The sequence below is a fragment of the Aeromicrobium stalagmiti genome (assembly GCF_013283745.1).
In the GTDB taxonomy this organism is placed as follows: domain Bacteria; phylum Actinomycetota; class Actinomycetes; order Propionibacteriales; family Nocardioidaceae; genus Aeromicrobium; species Aeromicrobium stalagmiti.
The window spans coordinates 1,547,731-1,569,778 of sequence record NZ_JABSTZ010000001.1 but is presented as its reverse complement, the minus strand read 5'-3'; the positions used below and the strand labels follow the sequence as shown (position 1 = coordinate 1,569,778).

The window sequence follows — 22,048 nt, the reverse complement described above, 5'->3', positions numbered from 1 at the left end:
CTGGAAGAGGCGGTTACGACGTCACCGCAGCAGCGAGAAACATATCGGCCCAGGAGGCAGCCTGTCTGGGCTTTGCGAGCCCTGTGACGTCTATGACGCCGTGATCGTCCGCACCGCCGAGTAGGTCGACGCGATGTAGTCGCTGTCCTTGAAGTAGACCTTGATCCGGTGGGTGCCCTTCTTCAGCTGCGGCAGCCGGATCGACTTCGTGCCGCCGCTGTTGCTGTAGATCCGCGTGATGAGGATCCGCTTCGTCCCGTCGTAGACCCGCAGCTCACCGGTGGGGTTGGCGAACAGGTCGGGGCTCTCCAGCACCCGGACCTCCAGGGTCGCCCGTGACGTCGTCCTGACCCGGGAGCCGAGCGAGGTGGAGACCTTGGCTGCCAGCTTCCTCGAGGTGATGGTGCGGCGGGGTGATGAGGCCTTCGCGGTCGTGCCGTCGCCCAGGTAGGCCGCACGCAGCGACGAGCCTGCCGGGACCAGCCTGCGTGCCGAGGCTGCGGAGACCGCGATGGTCGCCTTCCCACCGGCCACCACACCCGTGCCGAGCACGGTCCCGCCGTCGGTGCGCAGCTCGACGGCGCCGCCCGACGCGCCTTGCACGGTCGCGGTGAGGGTGAAGGGCGATCCGTAGGTCGGCGTGGCAGTCGGCCCGTTCAGCGCGACTTCCGGTCCGTCCGGCACGCTGAGCGCGGCTGAGGTCTTCGACAGCCTCTTGAAGGCAGACGTCGACGGCGCCACCGTGACGGTGATCGACCGCCCGATGTCGTCAGCAGTGGGCCAGTAGGTGCTCTCCGTGCCGCGGGTGGCGCCGTCGACCTTCCACACGTACGTCGGCGCCGACGGGGTACGAACCCAGGTGCCGAGCGACGTCGTGAGCGGCTCCCCGACCGTGGGTGTGCCATTGATGACCGGAGCCGTGAGCGGCACCTGCACGCGGCTGAGGTCGAGCAGACCACGGCCGCACCACTGCCGGCCCGGCGACGTGCAGTTGAGGTCGTAGGGGTCGGGCCCGACGGCCTTCTTGGCATAGGCACCCGACCGCGCCCGGAACGGCGACACCGACGCGTAGAGGGCGTTGGTGAGCTCGGTCGGAGTCGCGAAGCCCAACCCGTGGAGCAGTGCTGCCGCGCCGGCCACCTGCGGCGCCGCCATGCTGGTGCCCTCGTAGCCGATGACCGCGTAGGCGCTCCGCGCCTTCTGGCCGGTGTCACCCAGCGACCAGATGATGTCGCGCTTCGAGCTGTCGCTGCCCCTCACCGCGTCGACCGTGGTGTCGCCACCGGGGGCGGACAGGTCGACCGTCGACCCGATGTTGGAGTAGATCGCGCTGAACCCGTTGATGCTGGTCGCACCCACCGAGATGAGCTCGGAGCACGATGCCGGTGTCACGCGGTTGGCGTTGGCACCGTCGTTGCCCGCCGACGCGACGTAGATGGCCCCCTTGGCCTTCCCCTCCCTGGCGGCGGCGTTGTAGAGCAGGCAGTCGTCGTTGCGCTGGGTCGCCGTCCCCGGCGAGCCGGCCAACGAGAGGTTCACGACCGCTGCCGGTGTGGGGTTCGTGCTGCCGTCGACGGTCACTCCGGCCGCCCATCGCATGGCGTCGGCGATGTCGCTGTCGTAGCCGCCGCACGTGCCGAGTGCACGGACCGCCTGGACCTTGACGTTGGGTGCCACGGCCGCGATGCCCGCGGCGTTGTTCGTCGCAGCCGCGATCTGGCCCGCGACGAAGGTGCCGTGCCACGAGCTGGCCGACGACCCGCGGAACGTGCAGTCGCCCTCGTCGTACCAGTCGCCCGGATCCGTCGGATCGCTGTCACGCCCGTTGCCGTCACCGGCCGTCGCGAGGTTGGTGATCATGTCGCGCCCCGGCACGATCTTGCCGGCCAGGTCCGGGTGCCCCGGCAGGATGCCGGTGTCGATCACGGCGACCACGGTGCTCGACAAGCCCTCGGTCGCGCGCCAGAGCGACGGGGCCTTGATGCTGTAGCCGCCGTTGCTCGGGACGTTCAGCTGGGGGTTGGTCGTGTAGCCGGTGTTCCAGAGACTGCGCTGCACCGCGAAGTCGGAGTCGTTCTTGACGACGGGGGCCTGCGTGCCGACCTGCCGCAGCCGGTTGGGCACCGCCCACACCACGTCGGCACGCTCGGCGACCTTGGCAGCAGCATCCTCCGCGACGTCGCCGGCCACCACCTCGTCGAAGTCGACGGTCGACACCCGGGCCATGAGCCTGTCGTCGCCGGCCACCTCGCCCTTGGCTCCCAGGGCGTCGTCGGTGGCCGCCAGCAGCGCGTCGGACGGGGTCGCCGTGGTCGTCTTGACGATCAGGCCCTTGGCGACGTCGGGCACCTCGGCAGGCTTCACAGGGCCGCCCTTCGGCGACCTCACGTCAGGCACGGTCTCGGCCGAGGCGCCGACCGTCAGGCCGGCCAGGACGACCGAGGTGGCCACGGCAACGGTCAACGACCGGCGAGCACTGGTCACGGCAGATGTCTCACTGTGAAGGCGTGGCGTCGGCGCGCACCCCGCGGGACCTCCAAAATATCAGTCGCCCCCGAGCCCTGCCCGCGGCGCACAGCCGGCAACGACAGGACGCCCGCCACCTTGCGGTGACGGGCGTCCTGGGTCGTGCGGATGACTACTTGGCGTCGTCCTCGGTCGGGGCCGGAGCCTCGGTCTCGAGGGTGTCCTCGGCCGGAGCCTCGGTGTCGACGTCGGCCGCGGCGTCAACGGTCTCGGCAGCCTCAGGAGCATCCTGAGTCGCCTCGACGACGTCGATGTCCGTGCCGAGGTCGTCGGACGGGGAGTCCTGGGCCTCGACGACGGGAGCCTCGGCCTTCGGGGCAGCCTTCGCCTTCTTGGGCGTCTGGTTCTGCGCGCCGAACTGCTTGGCCTCGACGATCTCGATGACGGCCATGGGGGCGTTGTCGCCCTTGCGCGGCGCGATCTTCGTGATGCGCGTGTAGCCGCCGGGACGGGTCGCCATGGCGGGACCGATCTCGGTGAACAGCGTGTGCAGGATGCTCTTGTCACGGATGACCTTGACGACCTGGCGGCGGTTGGCCACCGTGTCCGTCTTGGCCTTCGTGATGAGCGACTCGGCGTAGGGACGCAGACGGCGAGCCTTGGCCTCGGTCGTCGTGATCTTGCCGTGCTCGAACAGGTTCTGCGCGAGGTTGGCGAGGATCAGTCGCTGGTGAGCCGGGCTACCGCCGAGGCGGGGACCCTTGGTGGGCGTGGGCATGGTGTGTCTCCAGAATCAATCGGGCGAGAGGCCGGTGATCGGGCAGTACGTCAGTACTGCTCGTCCTCGGCGAAGCTGGCGTCGTCGTCGTACGCATCGATGGCCGCGGACGGGTCGAAGCCGGCCGGGCTGTCCTTGAGCGCAAGACCCATCTCGGTGAGCTTGGCCTTGACCTCGTCGATCGACTTCGAACCGAAGTTGCGAATGTCGAGCAGGTCCTGCTCCGAGCGCGTGATGAGCTCGCCCACGGTGTGGACGCCCTCGCGCTTGAGGCAGTTGTAGGACCGAACCGTGAAGTTGAGGTCCTCGATCGGCAGGGCCAGGTCTGCAGCGAGCTGCTCGTCGACCGGGCTCGGACCGATGTCGATGCCCTCGGCCTCGACGTTGAGCTCACGCGCCAGGCCGAACAGCTCGACCAGGGTCGAACCGGCCGACGCGATGGCGTCGCGCGGGAGGATCGACTTCTTGGTCTCGACGTCGATGACGAGCTTGTCGAAGTCGGTGCGCTGCTCGACACGAGTCGCCTCGACCTTGTAGGTCACCTTCAGGACCGGCGAGTAGATCGAGTCGACCGGCATGCGGCCGATCTCTTCGTCACCCGACTTGTTCTGAACCGCCGAGACGTAGCCGCGGCCGCGCTCGACGACGAGCTCGATCTCGATCTTGCCCTTGGCGTTGAGCGTCGCGATGTGCAGGTCGGGGTTGTGGACCTCGACACCGGCCGGGGGCTGGATGTCGGCGGCGGTCACGCTGCCGGCGCCCTCCTTGCGGAGGTACATGACGACGGGCTCGTCGTTCTCCGAGGAGACCACGAGCTCCTTCAGGTTGAGGATGATCTCGGTGACGTCCTCGGTGACACCGGGGACGGTCGAGAACTCGTGCAGGACACCGTCGATCTTGATCGAGGTGACAGCCGCACCCGGGATCGACGACAGCAGCGTGCGACGCAGCGAGTTGCCGAGGGTGTAGCCAAAGCCGGGCTCCAGGGGCTCGATGACGAACCGCGAACGGAACTCGTCGACGACCTCTTCGGACAGGGCGGGGCGCTGGGCGATCAGCATGGTTTTCTTCCTTTCCGAACCAACCTCTATTTGAAGGTCCGGGTTGTGGTGAGGATCAGATCTTGGAGTAGAACTCCACGATCAGCTGCTCCTGGATCGGAACGGTGATCTGCTCGCGAACGGGCTGCTGGTGGACGAGGATGCGGCCACGCTCGGGCGCAACGTCGATCCAGCCGGGAACGGTGTCCTTGTCGTGCGTCTCACGCGCGACGATGAACGGCGTGGTCTCCAGCGACTTGGGCTTGACGTCGATGATGTCGTGCTTGCTCACCTGGAACGACGGGATGTCGGTCTTGACGCCGTTGACGATGAAGTGACCGTGGTTGACGAGCTGGCGGGCGTGACGACGCGTGCGGGCGAAGCCTGCACGGTAGACGACGTTGTCCAGACGCGACTCCAGGATCTGGAGCAGGTTGTCACCGGTCTTGCCGGGACGACGCGACGCGAGCTCGTAGTACTTGCGGAACTGCTTCTCGAGGACGCCATAGGTGTAGCGCGCCTTCTGCTTCTCGAGCAGCTGGTTGCGGTACTCCGACTCCTTGACACGCGCGCGGCCGTGCTGGCCGGGAGGGTAAGGACGCTTCTCGAATGCAGCGTCACCACCGACGAGGTCGATGCCGAGACGGCGCGACTTCTTGGTGAGAGGTCCGGTGTAACGGGCCATGAGTGATAACTCCTAGAAAGAAAAGATCAGGCAGTCGTCAGAGACGACGGTGCTTGGGGGGACGGCAGCCGTTGTGCGGGCTGGGGGTCACGTCGGAGATGGTGCCGACCTCGAGGCCGACTCCGCTCAGCGACCGGATCGCCGTCTCGCGGCCCGAACCGGGGCCCTTCACGAAGACGTCGACCTTCTTCATCCCGTGCTCCATCGCCTGGCGACCGGCCGACTCCGCGGCCATGCCGGCGGCGAACGGCGTCGACTTGCGCGAGCCCTTGAATCCGACGGTTCCGCCGGAGGCCCAAGCAATCACGGCACCCGTGGGGTCCGTGATCGTGACGTGGGTGTTGTTGAACGTGCTCTTGATGTGGGCTTCGCCCGCAGCGACGTTCTTCTTCTCCTTGCGGCGAACCTTCTTGCCAGCTGTCTTAGGAGGCATGCGCTATCACTTCTTCTTTCCGGCGACGGTGCGCTTGGGGCCCTTGCGGGTACGCGCGTTGGTCTTGGTGCGCTGGCCGCGAACGGGCAGGTGCGCACGGTGACGACGGCCCTGGTAGCTGCCGATCTCCATCTTGCGGCGAATGTCAGCCGTGACCGTACGACGCAGGTCGCCCTCGGTCTGGTAGTTCGCTTCGATGTGATCGCGGAGCGCTACGAGGTCGTTGTCGTCGAGCTCGTGGACTCGCTTGTCCGGGCTGATGCCGGTTGCTGCGAGGGTCTCGGTGGCGCGGGTGCGGCCGATCCCGAATACATACGTGAGTGCGATCTCGATGCGCTTTTCGCGCGGGAGATCGACTCCTACGAGGCGTGCCATCTAGGCATTTCCTTCCGTTGAGCGAGGTGTGGTCACCTGATGCATCCCGACTGCCTCCCGAGTCTTCTGCGACTCGGAGCCGGGCCCCGGCCTACGCTTCCGGGGGTGACCCACCGCGATCGTGCTGCGGCGGGAGCGATCAGATGTTTCGTCGTGCTGTGTGAAGAAGCTGAGTTAGCCCTGACGCTGCTTGTGGCGGGGGTTCTCGCAGATCACCATGACGCGGCCGTGGCGACGGATCACCTTGCACTTGTCACAGATCTTCTTCACGCTCGGGTTGACCTTCATCGAGAGTCTCTCTTTGCGATCTGAACGTGGTTGTTTACTTGTAGCGGTAGACGATGCGACCGCGGGAGAGGTCGTACGGCGAGAGCTCCACAACGACGCGGTCCTCGGGGAGGATGCGGATGTAGTGCTGACGCATCTTGCCGCTGATGTGCGCGAGGACCTTGTGGCCGTTGGCCAGCTCCACGCGGAACATCGCGTTGGGCAGTGCCTCGACTACGGCACCTTCCATTTCGATGACGCCTTCTTTTTTCGCCATAACCTCTTCTTCGGTTGCACGATCTGGGTGTTGCTGTCTGCTGCATCGGCCCGGGCGCACCCCAAGACTGCCGAAGCAGCACCCCGGCTCGGGACTCGAGGAGACCGAGTCCCAGACATGGGAAGAGGGACCTGAAAAGGCCGACTCTCGATTCTACGCCTACGCGGGCGGCAGACTCAAATCGCGGTCATGCCGCTGACAGCGGCACGAGCGATCTCGTCGACCAGAGTGACACCGGCGTCGTAGCTCGCGCTGCCGTCCGACAGGATCGCGACGAGGTACGTCCGGCCGCCGGACTCGATCTCGCCGATGCTGGTGACGTCCCACAGGCCCGTGGCGGACCGCTGCAGGTAGCCGACCTTGAGCACCGCGTTGTCGGCGTCGTCGGCCGCGGCGGAGACCCCGAAGACCTGCGTGTCGACGACGTTCGACATCAGGGACCTCGCGTACGCCTGCGCGTCGGGGGTCAGCACGGAGTCGTCGCCGAGCACGACCTGCAGCAGGCGGACCTGGTCGGCCGACGTGGTCTGGGTGAGCCCCCAGTAGCCGTCGGCGCCGATGTCGGTCTCGGTCAGCCCGATCGTCTCGTTGAACGCCTCCAGGCCGACCTCTCCCCCGACCGCCTCGAGCAGCGCCGTCGCAGCGTCGTTGGCGCTCTGCTCGATCATCGCGGCAGCCTGGGCCTGCTCGGTCGCGGTCAGCTCGGTGCCCGCCTCCTGGTGCTGGGCCAGCAGCGCCGCGAGGATGTCGACCTTGACGATGCTGGCGGTGTCGAACGACCCGTCGCCGTAGGTCAGCGAGGCGCCCGAGTCGACGTCGAGCACCGAGACGGAGAACCGCGCGTCGGTCTCGATGGCCTCGAGCGCGTCGGTCGACGTCGTCGACGACGCATTCGCGGTCGAGGTGGCCGCGGTCGACGAGGACGCGGCGGCATTCGTGGCCGCCTCCGAGTCCTGCGACGTCGCCACCACGACTCCGGTTGCCACGACGGCACTGATCGCGGCGCTGGCCGCCCATGTTCTGAAGGTTCCGGGGTGCATGTCGTCGACGCTATGGACGCTGGCTGGGTGGGGCCTCGAGCTCGGCTGTCACCCTGATGTGAGTCGCGGGTTCAGCTCGGCGGGCTGAACTCCGTCTGTCCCGGCCCGTAGCGCTCGATCAGCCGCGACAGGACGATCGCCGTCTCGGTGTGGTCGACGTTCGCGGTCTCGATCCGTACGCGCTCCAGCGCCCGCTCGAGGTCACGGACGTCCTTGGCCACGATGTGCAGGATCGCGTCGGCCGGGCCCGACACCGTCGCGGCCGAGTGCACCTCGGGCACCCGACCGAACGCGGCCCGCAGCTCGTCGGGCGAGATCGTCCCCTTGCAGTGCACCTCGACGTAGGCCTCGGTGGTCCACCCGACCAGGTGGGGGTCGAGGACTGCGGTGAACCCGCTGATGACTCCGTCGCTCACGAGCCGGTCCATCCGCCGCTTGACCGCAGGTGCAGAGAGCCCGATCCGGTCACCGATCGCGGCATAGCTGGCGCGCCCGTCCTCGAGCAGGCATCCGATCAGCTGGCGGTCGAGATCGTCCATCCCACCAGTGTTGCAAGTTTCTGTCGCAGATTCACGATGCACGCAAGAAATCTTCGCTCGAACCGCACTTTCCGATTCGTTGTCAGGGCGCTGCCCTCCCTAGCATGGGATTCATTGCGCAGAGTCACTGCATGAGCTCACCCCGGAGGCCTCACCTTGACCGTTCTCGACACCCGCACGAGCATCGCGCCGGCGACCACCCGCGTCGCCCGCACCCGCCACTACCTGATGTGTGCGCCCGAGCACTTCGAGGTGACCTATGCGATCAACCCGTGGATGGACGTCACGAACCCCGTCCACGTCGAGCGCGCCCGCCTGCAGTGGGAGGTGCTCCGCAACACCTACCTGAGCCTGGGCCACCGGGTCGACCTGATCGATCCGATGGGTGGGCAGCCCGACATGGTGTTCGCGGCCAACGGCGGCCTCGTGGTCGGCGGTCGCGCGTACGGCGCGAAGTTCCGCCACCCCGAGCGGGCGGCCGAGGGTGGCGCCTACGCCGCCTGGATGACCCAGCACGGCCTGCGACTGACCGAGCCGGTGCACACCAACGAGGGCGAGGGCGACTTCCTGGCGCTCGGCCAGATGATCCTCGCCGGGACCGGGTTCCGCACCTCGCTGCAGGCCCACATCGAGGCGGCGGACGCCCTCGATCGTCCGGTCGTGTCGCTCGAGCTCGTCGATCCGCGGTTCTACCACCTCGACGTCGCGATCGCCGTGCTCGACGACGGCAACGGCAGCGCCCCGGCCGACATCGCCTACTACCCCGGAGCCTTCAGCCGGCACAGCCAGCGCACGCTGCGCGACCTCTTCCCCGACGCGATCATCTGCTCCGAGACCGATGCCCAGGTGCTCGGGCTCAACGCTGTCAGCGACGGACACCACGTCGTGCTCCCGTCCGCGGCGACAGGCTTGGCCGAGAGCCTGCGCGACCGCGGATACACGCCGGTGCCGGTCGACCTGGGCGAGTTCCTCAAGTCCGGCGGCAGCGTCAAGTGCTGCACCATGGAGCTGCACCGCTGAGCCACAGCGGCTCACAGCAGGGACCTAGGTCCTGGGTTCGAGTCCCACCAACCCCATCTGTCACGTAGAGTGACGGCGTGTCGCGCTCTCGGATTGCACTTGCCGTGCTATTTTTCGCCGCCCTGCTGGTGCCGACCGCCCCTGCCCAGGCGTCGTACACCGTGCTCTGCACGGGCTACTCCTCCTGCACCGGCAAGGGCTACTCGCACAGCGGCTACGAGTCCCACAAGGGCACGAGCTACTGGAACATGTACACCGGCACCAACTGCACCAACTACGTCGCCTACCGCCTCGTCACCACCAACGGGCTGCCCAACAAGCGGCCCAAGTCCGGCGTCGGCAACGCCCGCGACTGGGGCACGGCGATGGCCTCCGTCACCGACTCGACACCCGCCGTCGGCAGCGTCGCCTGGTGGGGCCGCACCGGCAACCACGTCGCCTACGTCGAGAAGGTCGTGTCGTCGACCGAGATCCTCGTCTCGGAGTCCAACTGGAGCGGCTCGTTCGACTGGCGGCGCATCACCAAGTCCGGCAACGGCTGGCCCGACGGGTTCATCCACTTCTCCGACCCCAAGATCGTCAACGAGACCAAGCCCGCCATCCTCGGCTCGGTCAGGGTCGGCACGACGCTCAAGGCCTCGGGCGGCGTCTGGAGCCCCAAGGGCAACACCTACAGCTACCAGTGGCTCGCCAACGGCAAGGCCATCAGCGGCGCGACCGAGAAGACGTTCACCCCGGCCTACTCCCAGCTCGAGAAGGACCTCACCGTCTCGGTGACGGCGACCCGTCCGAGCTACACCACGGCCAAGGCGGTGTCGTCGGCCAAGGCCGTCGCGCCGGGCACCTTCGACAACGCGCAGGCACCGTCCATCTCGGGCACGCCGCGGGTCGATGCACCCCTGACCGCGTCGGCCGGCTCGTGGACGCCCACCGCCTCGGCCTACACCTACCAGTGGCTCGCCGACGGCACCGCGATCGACGGCGCGACCGGCAGCACGTTCGTCCCGGCTGCCGAGCTCGTCGGTCGGCCCATCAGCGTGCGGGTCCGTGCGGCGAAGGGCGGCTACACCGCCGCCTCCACGACGTCGGACACCACCGCCGCGGTGGCCCCGGGGGCGCTGTCGTCGACGGCCAGGCCGACGATCACCGGCACCCCCCGTGTCGGCTCCCGTCTGACCGCCTCCCCCGGCGGGTGGAGCAAGACCGGCCTCACCCATGGCTACCAGTGGCTCGTGGACGGCCAGGAGGTCGGCGGCGCCACCGGATCGACGTTCGTCCCTCGTGCTGAGGATCTCGACGGCACCGTGACGGTGCGAGTCACGGCAAGCCGGCCGGGCTACACCAGTGCCTCCGCCGCCTCCGTCGCGACCGGGCGCGTCGCCCGAGGCTCCCTGTCCGTCGCTGCCCGTCCGACCATCTCCGGCACGCCCCGCGTCGGGTCGCCGCTCACCGCCTCCACCGGCACGTGGTCGCCGACTGCGACCTACTCGTTCCAGTGGTACGCCAACGACCAGGCCGTCGCCGGCGCCACCGGGCAGTCGTTCGCCCCGTCGCACCGCGAGCGGGGGCTCAAGATGCGGGTCCGGGTCACTGCCCGCCGCGACGGGTTCTCGACGTCGGCCGCGTCGTCGGTCAACACCACGGTCGTCGCCAACGGACGGATCCGCGTCACTGCCGCACCGACGGTCACGGGAACGCCCCGACTCGACTCGGTGCTGTCGATCGCGGGTGGCACCCACACCCCGACCGGTGCATCGCTGCGCTACCAGTGGCTGCGCGACGGCAAGCCGCTCTCCGGAGCCACCGGTCGAACGCACCGTGTCAACGCCAACGACCTGGGGCATCGGCTCTCGGCCACGGTCACCATGAAGGCCACGGGCTACTCCGCCACGACCGTCACCACCGCGGCGACCAGCGTCGCCAAGGCTGCCTCGACCGTCACCGCCTCGGCGACCAAGCCGGGCGCCGGCAAGGTGACCTTCTCGCTGCGCGTCGACGTCCCGGGCGTCTCCGCGCCCGGCGGCACCATCACGGTCCGCTACGCATCGACCCGGACGGCAACCGTCGCCGTGGTGAGGGGACGCGCCACGCTCGCCCTCACCGGCCAGGCAGCCGGCGAGCGCACCTATCGCTTCACCTACGGCGGCACCTCGACGGTTGCCGGAGCGAGCTACAGCCGCACCCTGACGATCAGCTGATCGTCAGGGGCACGGGCCCGTCGACCGCGATCAGGCGACGGAGTCGAACACGACCCGCCACGAGCCGTCGACCTTCTCGACGTCGTAGGACTCGTCGGGGTACTCGTTGCCCCAGGTGATGGTCACGGTCGAGCTGCTGTCCTCGACCGGTCCCCCGGCATAGATCACGTCGTCGAGGACGATGCCCTCGTCGGCGAACGACCCCTCCGTCTGCCGCACGACGTCGCAGTCGACGGTCGCCGGGGTGACCACGATCGCCCGGACCGCCGCGCAGTCGCCGTCGTCCAGCGACCGCATCAGCGTCTCGACCGCTCGCTCGGGCGCGGACGGCTGCTCGTCCGGAGCAGCGGTCGTGGCCGACGGCGTCGTGCCACCCGTCGCCTCAGGACCAGCAGAGCCCTCCGAGCCGCACGCGGCCAGCACGACGAGGGCGGCAGCGGCGAGGAGGCGTCTCATCTGCTCAGTCTCCCCCATAGGGCACACCGAGCTCGGCCAGCCGGGCCTTGCCGCCGTCGAGCGCCGTCAGCACCCATGCGCCGGTGTCGGTGAGCGTGAAGGTGTTCTCGTAGTGCGCGGCCCACGAGCCGTCGGTCGTCACGACCGTCCAGTCGTCGGCCAGCGTGCGCGTCTGCGCCGTGCCGAGCGTGACCATCGGCTCGACCGCGAGGGCGAGCCCCTTGACGAGCTTGGGACCGCGCCGCGGCTTGCCGTAGTTGTGGACGCTGGGCGGCTGATGCATCTGCGAGCCGATGCCGTGACCGGTGTAGCCCTCGACGATCCCATAGTCGCCCGCGGCGTCGATCGTCGTCTCGATCGCGTGGCTGATGTCGGACACCCGTCCGCCGAGGGACGCGGCGGCAATGCCACGCCACATCGCCTCCTCGGTCACCCGCATGAGCTCGGTGACCTCGTCGGGCACCTCACCGATCGCCACGGTGGTGGCGGCGTCGCCGTGCCACCCGTCGACGATCGCGCCGCAGTCGATCGACACGATGTCGCCGTCGCGCAGGACCCGGGAGCCGGGGATGCCGTGGACGACCTCGTCGTTGACCGACGTGCAGATCACGCCGGTGAACCCGTGGTAGCCGAGGAAGTTCGACGTCGCGCCCCGTGAGCGGATGCTCTCGTGCGCGATCGCGTCGAGCTCGCCGGTCGAGATGCCCGCGACCGCGGCGGACCGCAGCACCTCGAGCGTCTCGCCGACCACGAGGCCGGCGGCCCGCATCGTCTCGATCTGGGCCGGAGTCTTGATCTCGATGCCGCGCTCGAACATCAGCGGACGCGACCGGCTAGGACGGGAGCGCCGCGTCGATGCGGTGCGAGACCTCGTCGACGTCGCCGACGCCGTCGACCTGGATCAGCAGGCCGCGCGAGCCGTACACCGCGAGCAGCGGTGCCGTCTCGTTGGTGTAGACCTCCTGGCGGTGCCGGATGACGTCCTCGGTGTCGTCAGCCCGCCCGCTCGTCTCGGCCCGCTTCAGCAGACGCTGGATGAGCTCCTCGGGATCGACGACGAGCTCGATGACACCGTCGAGGTGGTTGCCCAGCTCGTCGAGGATCGCGTCGAGCGTGTCGACCTGACCCACGGTGCGCGGATAGCCGTCGAGGATGAACGCCTCACGGGCGTCGTCCTGCGCCAGACGGTCCTTGACCATCGCGTTGGTGACCTCGTCAGGGACGTACTCGCCCGCATCGGAGTAGCGCTGTGCCGTCTTGCCCAGCTCGGTCTGCTGCTGGATGTTGGCCCGGAAGATGTCTCCCGTGGAGATGTGCGCCCCACCGATGCGCTCCGCCAGGCTCACGGCCTGAGTTCCCTTGCCCGCGCCAGGCGGGCCCATGATGAGGAGGCGCATTTACTTGAGGAACCCTTCGTAGTTGCGCTGCTGGAGCTGGCTCTCGATCTGCTTGACCGTGTCCAGTCCCACGCCGACGATGATCAGCAGGGTCGTGCCGCCGAACGGGAAGTTCTGGCTGGCACCGATCAGGGCGATCGCGATCATCGGGATGAGGGCGATCAGGCCGAGGTAGAGGGCGCCGGGCGCCGTGATGCGGCTGAGCACGTACGCCAGGTAGTCCTGCGTCGGCCGGCCGGCACGGATGCCCGGGATGAAGCCGCCGTACTTCTTCATGTTGTCGGCGACCTCCTCGGGGTTGAACGTGATCGACACGTAGAAGTACGTGAAGAACACGATCAACAGGAAGAACGTGGCCATGTAGAGCGGGTGGTCGCCGCGCACGAAGTTGTCGTTGATCCACGTCGCCCACGAGGCACCGGAGTTGAACTGGGCCATGAGGGCGGGGAGGTACATCAGGCTCGAGGCGAAGATGACCGGGATGATGCCGGCCTGGTTGACCTTGAGCGGGATGTAGGTCGACGAGCCACCGAACATGCGACGACCCACCATGCGCTTGGCGTACTGCACCGGGATGCGGCGCTGGGCCTGCTCGATGAAGATGACGCCGGCAACGATGACCAGGCCGATCAGGACCACGAGGGTGAACGTGGTCCAGCCCTTGGTCTCCTTGATCTGCCACATGGCGCCGGGGAAGGTCGCGACGACCTGGGTGAAGATCAGGATCGACATGCCGTTGCCGACACCGCGGTCCGTGATGAGCTCGCCGAGCCACATGATCACCGCGGTGCCCGCCACCATCGTCAGGACGATGAGCAGGAAGGACAGGATGCTGTCGGGCTTGTAGAGCAGGGGCCCGGTCTCGGCGCCGCCGAACAGGTTGCCGCTGCGGGCCAGTGCCACGATGCCGGTCGCCTGCAGGATCGCCAGGCCCAGCGTCAGGTAGCGGGTGTACTGGGTGATCTTGGTCTGCCCGGCCTGACCCTCCTTCTTGAGGGCCTCCAGACGCGGGATCACGACGACGAGCAGCTGCAGGATGATGCTCGCGGTGATGTAGGGCATGATGCCCAGCGCGAACACGGTCAGCTGCAGCAGCGCACCACCGGAGAAGACGTTGATGAGGGCGAAGAGGCTGCTGTTGTCGCCGGTCGAGGCGGCCTCGACGGAGTCCTGCACGTTGCCGACGTTGATGCCCGGTGCGGGCATGGTCGAGCCGAGGCGGAACAGGACGATGACGAACAGGACGAAGAGGATCTTCTTCCGCAGGTCGGGCGTTCGGAACGCATTGACGAAGGCGCTGAGCACCGCGATCCTCCTCGTGCACCAGTGTGCATATAGATACGGGCGTCGGTTAGACGGACGAATGCGGGCGTCGAAGCCCGCGTGCTGACTCTAACAGTCAGCGAAGCAGCGGGGGCAGGGCTACTGCCCTGCCCCCGGGCAGCATCAACCAAGAATGGTGACGCTGCCTCCGGCTGCTTCGATCTTGGTCTTGGCCGAGGCGGAGAACTTGTTCGCCGTGACCTGGACCTTGACGCTGATCTCGCCCTGTCCGAGGACCTTGACGGGGCGACCCTTGCGGACCGCTCCGTTGGCGACCAACGACGCGACGTCGATGTCGCCGCCCTTCGGGTAGAGCTCCTCGATGCGATCGAGGTTGACGACCTGGTACTCCTCGCGGAACGGGTTCTTGAACCCCTTCAGCTTCGGCAGGCGCATGTGGATGGGAACCTGTCCACCCTCGAAGCCGGCGGGAACCTGGTAACGGGCCTTGGTGCCCTTGGTTCCACGACCAGCCGTCTTGCCCTTGGAGCCCTCACCGCGACCCACGCGGGTCTTGGCGGTCTTGGCTCCGGGGGCCGGGCGCAGGTGATGAAGCTTCAGCGCCATGATCAGTCCACCTCCTTGACGTCCACGAGGTGCGGGATGGCCTCAGCCATGCCGCGGAGCTCGGGACGATCCTCAACGACAACGACGTCGCCGATCTTCTTGAGACCGAGCGAGCGCAGCGTGTCGCGCTGGTTCTGCTTGCGTCCGATACCGGACTTGGTCTGGGTCACCTGGAGCTTGGCCATCAGACACCCGCTCCGGCGTCAGCCTTGGCCTTGGCCTCGGCGATGCCTTCCTTGCCGGCGCGCAGGAGAGCCGCCGGAGCGACCTCCTCGACCGTCAGGCCGCGACGCTGGGCAACATCCTCGGGCGACTCGAGCAGCTTGAGGGCTGCCACGGTCGCGTGGACGATGTTGATCGCGTTGGACGATCCGAGCGACTTCGACAGGACGTCGTGGACGCCGGCCGCCTCGAGCACTGCGCGCACCGGGCCACCGGCGATGACGCCGGTACCGGGCGATGCCGGACGCAGGAAGACGACGCCAGCCGCCTTCTCGCCCTGCACCGGGTGCGGGATGGTGCCCTGGATGCGGGGAACGCGGAAGAAGGACTTCTTGGCCTCTTCGACGCCCTTCGCGATCGCGGTGGGAACTTCCTTGGCCTTGCCGTAGCCGATGCCGACCTGACCGTCGCCGTCGCCGACGATCACCAGAGCGGTGAAGCTGAAGCGACGACCACCCTTGACGACCTTGGCGACACGGTTGATCGTGACGACCTTCTCGATGTACTGCGACTTCTCGGCTCCGCGACCGTTGTCACGGCCCCGTCCGCCTCCGCCTCCGCGGCGCTGCTGCCCGCTCATGCGGCACTCCTCACGATTGAGAGAATTTCGGTGGTGATGGTCATCAGAACTCCAGTCCGCCCTCGCGAGCGCCGTCGGCCAGAGCCGCGACCCGTCCCGCGTACTTGTTGCCCGCGCGGTCGAAGACCACGGAGGCGACGCCGGCTGCCTTGGCACGGTCGGCGACGAGCTCGCCGACGCGCTTGGCCTTGGCGGTCTTGTCGTCGCTGGACGAGCGCAGGTCGGCCTCCATCGTCGACGCCGAGGCGAGCGTGTGCCCCTCGAGGTCGTCGACGATCTGGGCGACCATGTGCTTGCTGGAGCGCGTCACGACGAGACGCGGACGCTCAGCCGAGCCCTGGATCTTCTTGCGACCACGGATCTGGCGGCGCAGACGCGACGCGGTACGACCCTTGGTGCTCTTGTTGTGCCTGATCGAGATAGCCATGGACTACTTACCAGCCTTTCCGACCTTGCGACGGACGTGCTCGCCGGCGTAGCGGACGCCCTTGCCCTTGTAAGGCTCGGGCTTGCGGATCTTGCGGATGTTCGCGGCGACCTCACCGACGGCCTGCTTGTCGATGCCGATCACGGAGAAAGCGGTGGGCTTCTCGACGGCGAACGTGATGCCCTCGGGCGCCTTGACGACGACCGGGTGGCTGAAGCCGAGTGCGAACTCGAGCTCCGTGGGGCCCTTGAGCGCGACGCGGTAACCGACGCCGACGATCTCGAGCTTCTTCTCGTAGCCGTCGGTCACACCGATGACCATGTTGCTGATCAGCGTGCGGGACAGGCCGTGGAGGGCCTTGCTCCGACGCTCGTCGTTGGGACGCTCGACCGACAGCGCGCCGTCCTCGGCCTTGGCGACCGTGATCGGCTCGGCGACGGTGTGCGTCAGCTCGCCCTTGGGGCCCTTGACGCGAACGTCCTGGCCCTCGATGGTGACCTCGACGCCGGCCGGGACCGTGACGGGAATCTTGCCAATGCGTGACATGTGTTCAGACCCCTCTCACCAGACGTAGGCGAGGACTTCTCCGCCTACGCCCTTCTGGTTGGCCTGGCGGTCCGTGAGGAGACCCTGGCTGGTCGAGATGATCGCGACGCCGAGTCCGCCGAGGACCTTGGGCAGTCCGGTCGACTTCGCGTAGACGCGAAGGCCCGGCTTGCTGATGCGGCGGATGCCGGCGATCGAGCGCTCGCGGTGCGGGCCGTACTTGAGGGTGATGGTCAGCGTCTTGCCGACCTCGCCCTCCTTGGGATCGGCCACGTCGATCGAGGTGATGTAGCCCTCCTGCTTCAGGATCTCGGCGACGCCGGCCTTGAGCTTGGAGTAGGGCATGGCCACGCTGTCGTGGTACGCCTGATTGCCGTTGCGGACACGCGTGAGCATGTCCGCGATCGGATCGGTCATTGTCATTGCTGGTGTTCCGTTCTCGCCGCGGTTTCGTCCTCGTCTTCGAGTGATCGAGCTGGCTCGACCCCTGAGTGGGAGGGGACCTACGACGTAGTTGTGAAGTGAGTGACTACCAGGAGCTCTTGGTGATGCCCGGGAGCTCACCGCGGTGTGCCATCTCGCGAAGGCAGATGCGGCAGAGGCCGAACTTCTTGTAGACCGAGCGCGGACGGCCGCACCGCTGGCAGCGGGTGTAGCCGCGAACCGCGAACTTGGGCTTGCGAGCGGCCTTGACCTTCAGTCCAGTCTTCGCCATGTCAGTTCTCCTTGTAGGGGAAGCCGAGCAGCTTCAGCAGCGCGCGCCCCTCGTCGTCGTTGGTCGCCGTGGTGACGACCGTGATGTCCATGCCGCGCGAGCGGTCGATCTTGTCCTGGTCGATCTCGTGGAACATGACCTGCTCGGTCAGACCGAACGTGTAGTTGCCGCGACCGTCGAACTGCTTGGGGCTCAGACCACGGAAGTCGCGGATGCGGGGCAGCGCGAGCGTCAGGAGACGATCGAGGAACTCCCACATGCGGTCTCCACGCAGCGTGACGTGCGTGCCGATCGGCATGCCCTCACGCAGCTTGAACTGGGCGATGGACTTGCGGGCCTTGGTGACCTGCGGCTTCTGACCCGTGATGGCAGTGAGGTCGCGGATCGCGCCCTCGATCAGCTTGCCGTCGCGGGCAGCCTCGCCGACGCCCATGTTGACGACGATCTTGGTCAGGCCGGGGACCTGCATGACGTTGTCGTAGTCGAACTGCTCACGCAGGGCCGGGAGGATCTCCTCGCGGTACCGCGTCTTCAGGCGGGGCGGCGCCGTGGTGGTGGTGCTGGTGGTGTCGTCAGCCATGATCAGATCTCCTTTCCGGTCTTCTTGGCGATACGGACGCTGCGCTGCGCGGCGTAGGTCGAACCGTCGGGACGCGTCTTGGTGACGTCGTCACGGCGGTAGCCGACGCGAGTCGGCTCCTTGTCGGCCAGCAGCATGACGTTCGAGATGTGGATCGGTGCCTCGCTGGTGATGATGCCGCCGCTGCCGACGCCACCTTCCTGCGTGGGCTTGGTGTGACGCTTGACGCGGTTCACACCCTCGACGATGACGCGGTCGTGCTCGGCGAGGACCTCGATGACCGAACCGGTCACGCCCTTGTCCTTGCCGGCGATGACCTTGACCTGGTCACCCTTGCGAATGCTGACGGTGCCTTTGCGGGCCATGTCAGAGCACCTCCGGTGCGAGAGAGATGATGCGCATGAACTTCTTGTCGCGAAGCTCACGGCCGACGGGGCCGAAGATGCGCGTTCCGCGCGGATCTCCGTCCGCCTTGAGGATGACGGCTGCGTTCTCGTCGAACTTGATGTACGAGCCATCCGGACGACGGCGCTCCTTGACGGTGCGCACGACGACAGCCTTGACGACGTCACCCTTCTTGACGTTTCCGCCGGGGATCGCGTCCTTGACAGTGGCGACGATGGTGTCGCCGATGCCTGCATAACGACGGCCTGAACCACCGAGGACACGGATGCAGAGGATTTCCTTCGCACCGGTGTTGTCGGCGACCTTGAGTCGAGACTCCTGCTGAATCATCTGTCGTCTCCTACTTGGCCTTCTCGAGGATCTCGACGATGCGCCAACGCTTGGTGGCCGAGAGCGGACGGGTCTCCATGATGAGGACCCGGTCGCCGATGCCGGCAGCGTTGGACTCGTCGTGAGCCTTGAGCTTGATGTTGCGACGCAGGACCTTGCCGTAGAGCGCGTGCTTGACGCGGTCCTCGACGTTGACCACGACGGTCTTGTCCATCTTGTCGCTGACGACAAGACCCTCGCGGGTCTTGCGAGCGGTACGGTCGGTCACTGAGTCGTCCTTCTGGTTCTTGGTCATGCCTCAACCCCCTCGACGATGCCGAGCTCGCGCTCACGCATGACGGTGTAGATCCGGGCGATGTCCTTGCGCACGGCGCGAAGTCGCGCGGTGTTGTCGAGCTGTCCGGTCGCGTTCTGGAAGCGCAGGTTGAACAGCTCCTCCTTGGCCTCGGCCAGCTTGACGGCCAGGTCCTCGACGCTCACGGCGCGCAGCTCGGCGGCGGTGGTCACTGCAGCCATCACAGCTCACCTGTCTCTCGGGAGATGAAGCGTGCCTTCATCGGCAGCTTGTGGATCGCGAGGCGCGTGGCCTCACGGGCGGTCTTCTCGTCGACACCGGAGAGCTCGAACATGACGCGTCCGGGCTTGACGTTGGCGACCCACCACTCGGGTGAGCCCTTGCCCGAACCCATGCGGGTCTCAGCGGGCTTCTTGGTCAGCGGGCGGTCCGGGTAGATGTTGATCCAGACCTTGCCACCACGCTTCATGTGACGCGTCATGGCGATACGAGCGGACTCGATCTGACGGTTGGTCACGTAGGCCGAGGTGATGCACTGGATGCCATAGTCACCGAACGCCAGCTCCGTGCCGCCCTTGGCTGCGCCGCGACGATCGGGGTGGTGCTGCTTGCGGTACTTGACCCTACGGGGCATCAACATCAGGAACCCTCCCCTGCAGGAGTAGCGGCGACGGCCTCGGCAGGTGCCTCGGTCGGAGCAGCAGCGGTCTCGGTCGCCGGAGCGGCCTCGTCGCGAGCGGGACGCTCGGGACGACGGGCGCCACCAGCGGCTCCGCCACGGGCGGGACGACGGTTGCTGCCAGGAGCGGCGGCGCGCTTGGCAGCCTCTGCCTCGCGCTCGGCGCGGGTGCCCGCGACCTCGCCCTTGTAGATCCAGACCTTCACGCCGATGCGGCCGAAGGTCGTCTTGGCCTCGTAGAAGCCGTAGTCGACGTCAGCACGGAGCGTGTGCAGGGGCACGCGGCCCTCGCGGTAGAACTCCGAGCGCGACATCTCGGCGCCACCGAGGCGGCCCGAGCACTGGATACGGATGCCCTTGGCGCCCGAACGCATCGTCGACTGCATCGCCTTGCGCATGGCGCGACGGAACTGCACGCGGCCCGAGAGCTGCTCGGCGACGCCCTGGGCGACCAGCTGCGCGTCCATCTCGGGGTTCTTGACCTCGAGGATGTTCAGCTGCACCTGCTTGCCCGTGAGCTTCTCGAGGTCGCCGCGGATGCGGTCGGCCTCGGCGCCACGGCGGCCGATGACGATGCCCGGACGAGCGGTGTGTATGTCGACGCGGACGCGGTCACGCGTGCGCTCGATCTCCACGCGGCTGATGCCGGCGCGGTCCATGCCCTTGGTGAGCATCTTGCGGATCTGGACGTCCTCACCGACGTAGCTCTTGTAGAGCTTGTCGGCGTACCAACGGCTCTTGTGATCGGTGGAGATGCCGAGTCGGAACCCGTGAGGGTTGATCTTCTGTCCCACTATCGGTTCCCGCCCTTCTTCTTGTTGTTCTTGGAGGCTGCGGCGAGGCGCTTGCCCTCGACGAAGTCAGCCGGCTGGACGACCACGGTCAGGTGGCTGCTGCGCTTGAGGATGCGGTTGGCCGCACCCTTGGCGCGCGGGCGCCAGCGCTTCATCGTCGGGCCCTCGTCAACGTGGACCGTCGTGATGATCAGCGAGGACCGGTCGAGGCCCTCGGTGGTCTCGGCGTTCGCGGCAGCGCTGTCGACGAGCTTGTAGAACACCTCGGCCACGGCCTGCGGAGCGAACTGCAGGGTCGCCAGGGCGTTGTCCACGGACTCGCCACGGATCAGGTCGCCGATACGACGCGACTTCTGGGCGGTGACGCGCACGAAGCGGGCCACGGCGAACGCGCCGGGCTCGTCGCCCAGGAGCCGCTCGCGGCGAGCGCTCACGCTCTCACGGGTAGCTGCACTCATCGCCTCTTCGCCTTCCGGTCGTCCTTCTCGTGCCCACGGAACGTGCGGGTCGGGGCGAACTCGCCCAGCTTGTGACCCACCATCGAGTCGGTGATGAAGACCGGGACGTGCTTGCGGCCGTCGTGCACGGCGATCGTGTGTCCGATGAAGGACGGCAGGATCATCGAGCGACGCGACCAGGTCTTGATCACGGTGTGGGTGTCGGCGGCGTTCTGCGCGTCGACCTTCTTCTCGAGGTGCCCGTCAACGAACGGGCCCTTCTTCAAACTGCGTGGCATATCAATTCTCTCCTGGTTCCTGAGCCTGACGAAGGGCTCAGCGGCCGGACTTGCGGCGGCGGACGATCTGGGAGTCGCTGGCCTTGCGCTTGCGCGTGCGGCCTTCCGGCTTGCCCCACGGGGAGACGGGGTGACGTCCACCGGACGTCTTGCCCTCACCACCACCGTGCGGGTGGTCGACCGGGTTCATGGCGACACCACGGACGGTCGGGCGCTTGCCCTTCCAGCGGTTGCGGCCGGCCTTGCCCCAGTTGATGTTCGACTGCTCGGCGTTGCCGACCTCGCCGATCGTGGCGCGGCAGCGGACGTCGACGTAGCGCATCTCGCCGGAGGGCAGACGCAGCTGAGCCTTGGCGCCCTCCTTGGCGACGAGCTGGACCTTGACGCCGGCCGAACGGCCCATCTTCGCGCCGCCACCGGGACGGAGCTCGATGCAGTGCAGCAGCGTGCCGACCGGGATGTTGCGCAGCGGCAGGTTGTTGCCGACCTTGATGTCGGAACCGACACCGGACTCGACGGGCATGCCCTGCTTGAGACCCTCAGGCGCGATGATGTAGCGCTTCTCGCCGTCCGCGTAGTGCAGGAGCGCGATGCGCGCCGTGCGGTTGGGGTCGTACTCGATGTGAGCGACCTTCGCGGGGACGCCGTCCTTGTCGTAGCGACGGAAGTCGATGATGCGGTAGGCGCGCTTGTGTCCACCACCCTGGTGACGCGTCGTGATCCGGCCCTGGTTGTTGCGGCCACCCTTCTTGGGCAGCGGCTCCACCAGGGACTTCTCCGGCGTGGTGCGGGTGATCTCGGCGAAGTCGGCGACGCTCGAGCCACGACGGCCCGGCGTTGTCGGCTTGTACTTGCGAATAGCCATTAGTCCTCAGTCC

33 protein-coding genes are annotated in these 22,048 nt (G+C 67.4%); 2 read left to right on the top strand and 31 right to left on the bottom strand.

What is annotated here, in order from left to right:
- Positions 1 to 90: 90 nt before the first annotated feature.
- The 10 genes from HQK15_RS07780 to HQK15_RS07735 all read right to left on the bottom strand — a co-directional run bounded on the left by HQK15_RS07780 (position 91) and on the right by HQK15_RS07735 (position 7,900).
- Complete coding sequence (locus HQK15_RS07780; protein WP_173490784.1) at positions 91 to 2,484, bottom strand: S8 family serine peptidase; 2,394 nt, start codon at positions 2,482 to 2,484, stop codon at positions 91 to 93.
- Between the two features lie 154 nt (positions 2,485 to 2,638).
- A complete protein-coding gene (gene rplQ / locus HQK15_RS07775) occupies positions 2,639 to 3,244 on the bottom strand; it encodes a 50S ribosomal protein L17 (RefSeq protein ID WP_173490783.1) in 606 nt (201 codons plus the stop codon).
- Between the two features lie 50 nt (positions 3,245 to 3,294).
- The gene (locus HQK15_RS07770) at positions 3,295 to 4,305 is read right to left on the bottom strand and encodes a DNA-directed RNA polymerase subunit alpha (protein ID WP_173490782.1); all 1,011 of its coding nucleotides are present in this window, start codon (positions 4,303 to 4,305) and stop codon (positions 3,295 to 3,297) included.
- A 55-nt stretch (positions 4,306 to 4,360) separates the two neighbouring features.
- Positions 4,361 to 4,969 (bottom strand): 30S ribosomal protein S4, encoded by a 609-nt coding sequence (rpsD, locus tag HQK15_RS07765; RefSeq protein ID WP_173490781.1) that lies wholly within the window; start codon positions 4,967 to 4,969, stop codon positions 4,361 to 4,363.
- 37 nt (positions 4,970 to 5,006) lie between these two features.
- Complete coding sequence (rpsK, locus tag HQK15_RS07760; RefSeq protein ID WP_173490780.1) at positions 5,007 to 5,402, bottom strand: 30S ribosomal protein S11; 396 nt, start codon at positions 5,400 to 5,402, stop codon at positions 5,007 to 5,009.
- A 6-nt stretch (positions 5,403 to 5,408) separates the two neighbouring features.
- Positions 5,409 to 5,777 (bottom strand): 30S ribosomal protein S13, encoded by a 369-nt coding sequence (gene rpsM, locus HQK15_RS07755; protein ID WP_056606237.1) that lies wholly within the window; start codon positions 5,775 to 5,777, stop codon positions 5,409 to 5,411.
- Positions 5,778 to 5,951: 174 nt separating this feature from the next.
- On the bottom strand, positions 5,952 to 6,065 hold the full coding sequence (gene rpmJ, locus HQK15_RS07750) for a 50S ribosomal protein L36 (protein ID WP_008361054.1): 114 nt from the start codon (positions 6,063 to 6,065) through the stop codon (positions 5,952 to 5,954).
- Positions 6,066 to 6,099: 34 nt separating this feature from the next.
- On the bottom strand, positions 6,100 to 6,321 hold the full coding sequence (gene infA / locus HQK15_RS07745) for a translation initiation factor IF-1 (RefSeq protein ID WP_007078610.1): 222 nt from the start codon (positions 6,319 to 6,321) through the stop codon (positions 6,100 to 6,102).
- A 176-nt stretch (positions 6,322 to 6,497) separates the two neighbouring features.
- Positions 6,498 to 7,361: a serine hydrolase gene (locus tag HQK15_RS07740; protein ID WP_173490779.1), complete on the bottom strand. Its 864-nt coding sequence runs from the start codon at positions 7,359 to 7,361 to the stop codon at positions 6,498 to 6,500.
- 71 nt (positions 7,362 to 7,432) lie between these two features.
- Positions 7,433 to 7,900, bottom strand: a complete 468-nt coding sequence (locus tag HQK15_RS07735) for an Lrp/AsnC family transcriptional regulator (RefSeq protein ID WP_173490778.1) — start codon at positions 7,898 to 7,900, stop codon at positions 7,433 to 7,435.
- Positions 7,901 to 8,056: 156 nt separating this feature from the next.
- On the opposite strand from HQK15_RS07735, the gene ddaH reads away from it, so the two are divergent.
- Positions 8,057 to 8,920 (top strand): dimethylargininase, encoded by an 864-nt coding sequence (ddaH, locus tag HQK15_RS07730; RefSeq protein ID WP_254450678.1) that lies wholly within the window; start codon positions 8,057 to 8,059, stop codon positions 8,918 to 8,920.
- Positions 8,921 to 8,997: 77 nt separating this feature from the next.
- On the top strand, positions 8,998 to 11,118 hold the full coding sequence (locus HQK15_RS07725) for a CHAP domain-containing protein (RefSeq protein WP_173490777.1): 2,121 nt from the start codon (positions 8,998 to 9,000) through the stop codon (positions 11,116 to 11,118).
- Positions 11,119 to 11,148: 30 nt separating this feature from the next.
- Here the strand turns inward: HQK15_RS07725 and HQK15_RS07720 are convergent, their stop codons facing one another.
- From HQK15_RS07720 to rplB, 21 genes are all read right to left on the bottom strand, one after another.
- Positions 11,149 to 11,574: a hypothetical protein gene (locus tag HQK15_RS07720; RefSeq protein ID WP_173490776.1), complete on the bottom strand. Its 426-nt coding sequence runs from the start codon at positions 11,572 to 11,574 to the stop codon at positions 11,149 to 11,151.
- A 4-nt stretch (positions 11,575 to 11,578) separates the two neighbouring features.
- On the bottom strand, positions 11,579 to 12,394 hold the full coding sequence (gene map / locus HQK15_RS07715; protein WP_437340247.1) for a type I methionyl aminopeptidase: 816 nt from the start codon (positions 12,392 to 12,394) through the stop codon (positions 11,579 to 11,581).
- A 13-nt stretch (positions 12,395 to 12,407) separates the two neighbouring features.
- The gene (locus tag HQK15_RS07710) at positions 12,408 to 12,971 is read right to left on the bottom strand and encodes an adenylate kinase (protein ID WP_173490774.1); all 564 of its coding nucleotides are present in this window, start codon (positions 12,969 to 12,971) and stop codon (positions 12,408 to 12,410) included.
- A complete protein-coding gene (gene secY, locus HQK15_RS07705; RefSeq protein WP_173490773.1) occupies positions 12,972 to 14,276 on the bottom strand; it encodes a preprotein translocase subunit SecY in 1,305 nt (434 codons plus the stop codon).
- A 141-nt stretch (positions 14,277 to 14,417) separates the two neighbouring features.
- Positions 14,418 to 14,861: a 50S ribosomal protein L15 gene (gene rplO / locus HQK15_RS07700; protein WP_173490772.1), complete on the bottom strand. Its 444-nt coding sequence runs from the start codon at positions 14,859 to 14,861 to the stop codon at positions 14,418 to 14,420.
- A gap of 2 nt (positions 14,862 to 14,863) precedes the next feature.
- The gene (gene rpmD / locus HQK15_RS07695; protein WP_129185632.1) at positions 14,864 to 15,046 is read right to left on the bottom strand and encodes a 50S ribosomal protein L30; all 183 of its coding nucleotides are present in this window, start codon (positions 15,044 to 15,046) and stop codon (positions 14,864 to 14,866) included.
- Positions 15,046 to 15,663, bottom strand: coding sequence for a 30S ribosomal protein S5 (gene rpsE / locus HQK15_RS07690; protein WP_173490771.1), 618 nt, complete (start codon positions 15,661 to 15,663; stop codon positions 15,046 to 15,048). Before rpsE ends, rpmD begins: the two co-directional genes overlap by 1 nt.
- A 43-nt stretch (positions 15,664 to 15,706) precedes the next feature.
- The gene (gene rplR / locus HQK15_RS07685; RefSeq protein WP_173490770.1) at positions 15,707 to 16,090 is read right to left on the bottom strand and encodes a 50S ribosomal protein L18; all 384 of its coding nucleotides are present in this window, start codon (positions 16,088 to 16,090) and stop codon (positions 15,707 to 15,709) included.
- A gap of 3 nt (positions 16,091 to 16,093) precedes the next feature.
- Positions 16,094 to 16,636, bottom strand: coding sequence for a 50S ribosomal protein L6 (rplF, locus tag HQK15_RS07680; RefSeq protein ID WP_173490769.1), 543 nt, complete (start codon positions 16,634 to 16,636; stop codon positions 16,094 to 16,096).
- Between the two features lie 15 nt (positions 16,637 to 16,651).
- Complete coding sequence (gene rpsH / locus HQK15_RS07675) at positions 16,652 to 17,059, bottom strand: 30S ribosomal protein S8 (protein WP_173490768.1); 408 nt, start codon at positions 17,057 to 17,059, stop codon at positions 16,652 to 16,654.
- A gap of 106 nt (positions 17,060 to 17,165) precedes the next feature.
- The gene (locus tag HQK15_RS07670; protein WP_056209415.1) at positions 17,166 to 17,351 is read right to left on the bottom strand and encodes a type Z 30S ribosomal protein S14; all 186 of its coding nucleotides are present in this window, start codon (positions 17,349 to 17,351) and stop codon (positions 17,166 to 17,168) included.
- A gap of 1 nt (position 17,352) precedes the next feature.
- Positions 17,353 to 17,931 (bottom strand): 50S ribosomal protein L5, encoded by a 579-nt coding sequence (gene rplE / locus HQK15_RS07665; protein ID WP_173490767.1) that lies wholly within the window; start codon positions 17,929 to 17,931, stop codon positions 17,353 to 17,355.
- 2 nt (positions 17,932 to 17,933) lie between these two features.
- A complete protein-coding gene (gene rplX, locus HQK15_RS07660) occupies positions 17,934 to 18,296 on the bottom strand; it encodes a 50S ribosomal protein L24 (protein WP_173490766.1) in 363 nt (120 codons plus the stop codon).
- 1 nt (position 18,297) lies between these two features.
- Positions 18,298 to 18,666: a 50S ribosomal protein L14 gene (rplN, locus tag HQK15_RS07655; protein ID WP_056209423.1), complete on the bottom strand. Its 369-nt coding sequence runs from the start codon at positions 18,664 to 18,666 to the stop codon at positions 18,298 to 18,300.
- 10 nt (positions 18,667 to 18,676) lie between these two features.
- The gene (gene rpsQ, locus HQK15_RS07650; protein ID WP_173490765.1) at positions 18,677 to 18,961 is read right to left on the bottom strand and encodes a 30S ribosomal protein S17; all 285 of its coding nucleotides are present in this window, start codon (positions 18,959 to 18,961) and stop codon (positions 18,677 to 18,679) included.
- Complete coding sequence (rpmC, locus tag HQK15_RS07645; RefSeq protein WP_173490764.1) at positions 18,958 to 19,182, bottom strand: 50S ribosomal protein L29; 225 nt, start codon at positions 19,180 to 19,182, stop codon at positions 18,958 to 18,960. The genes rpsQ and rpmC overlap by 4 nt, the downstream gene beginning before the upstream one ends.
- Positions 19,182 to 19,601, bottom strand: a complete 420-nt coding sequence (rplP, locus tag HQK15_RS07640; RefSeq protein ID WP_173490763.1) for a 50S ribosomal protein L16 — start codon at positions 19,599 to 19,601, stop codon at positions 19,182 to 19,184. The genes rpmC and rplP overlap by 1 nt, the downstream gene beginning before the upstream one ends.
- Positions 19,601 to 20,434: a 30S ribosomal protein S3 gene (gene rpsC, locus HQK15_RS07635; RefSeq protein WP_173490762.1), complete on the bottom strand. Its 834-nt coding sequence runs from the start codon at positions 20,432 to 20,434 to the stop codon at positions 19,601 to 19,603. Before rpsC ends, rplP begins: the two co-directional genes overlap by 1 nt.
- The gene (gene rplV / locus HQK15_RS07630) at positions 20,434 to 20,868 is read right to left on the bottom strand and encodes a 50S ribosomal protein L22 (protein ID WP_437340242.1); all 435 of its coding nucleotides are present in this window, start codon (positions 20,866 to 20,868) and stop codon (positions 20,434 to 20,436) included. The genes rpsC and rplV overlap by 1 nt, the downstream gene beginning before the upstream one ends.
- A 20-nt stretch (positions 20,869 to 20,888) precedes the next feature.
- Positions 20,889 to 21,170, bottom strand: a complete 282-nt coding sequence (gene rpsS, locus HQK15_RS07625) for a 30S ribosomal protein S19 (protein WP_056209436.1) — start codon at positions 21,168 to 21,170, stop codon at positions 20,889 to 20,891.
- 37 nt (positions 21,171 to 21,207) lie between these two features.
- Complete coding sequence (rplB, locus tag HQK15_RS07620; protein ID WP_173490760.1) at positions 21,208 to 22,035, bottom strand: 50S ribosomal protein L2; 828 nt, start codon at positions 22,033 to 22,035, stop codon at positions 21,208 to 21,210.
- Positions 22,036 to 22,048 lie beyond the last annotated feature (13 nt).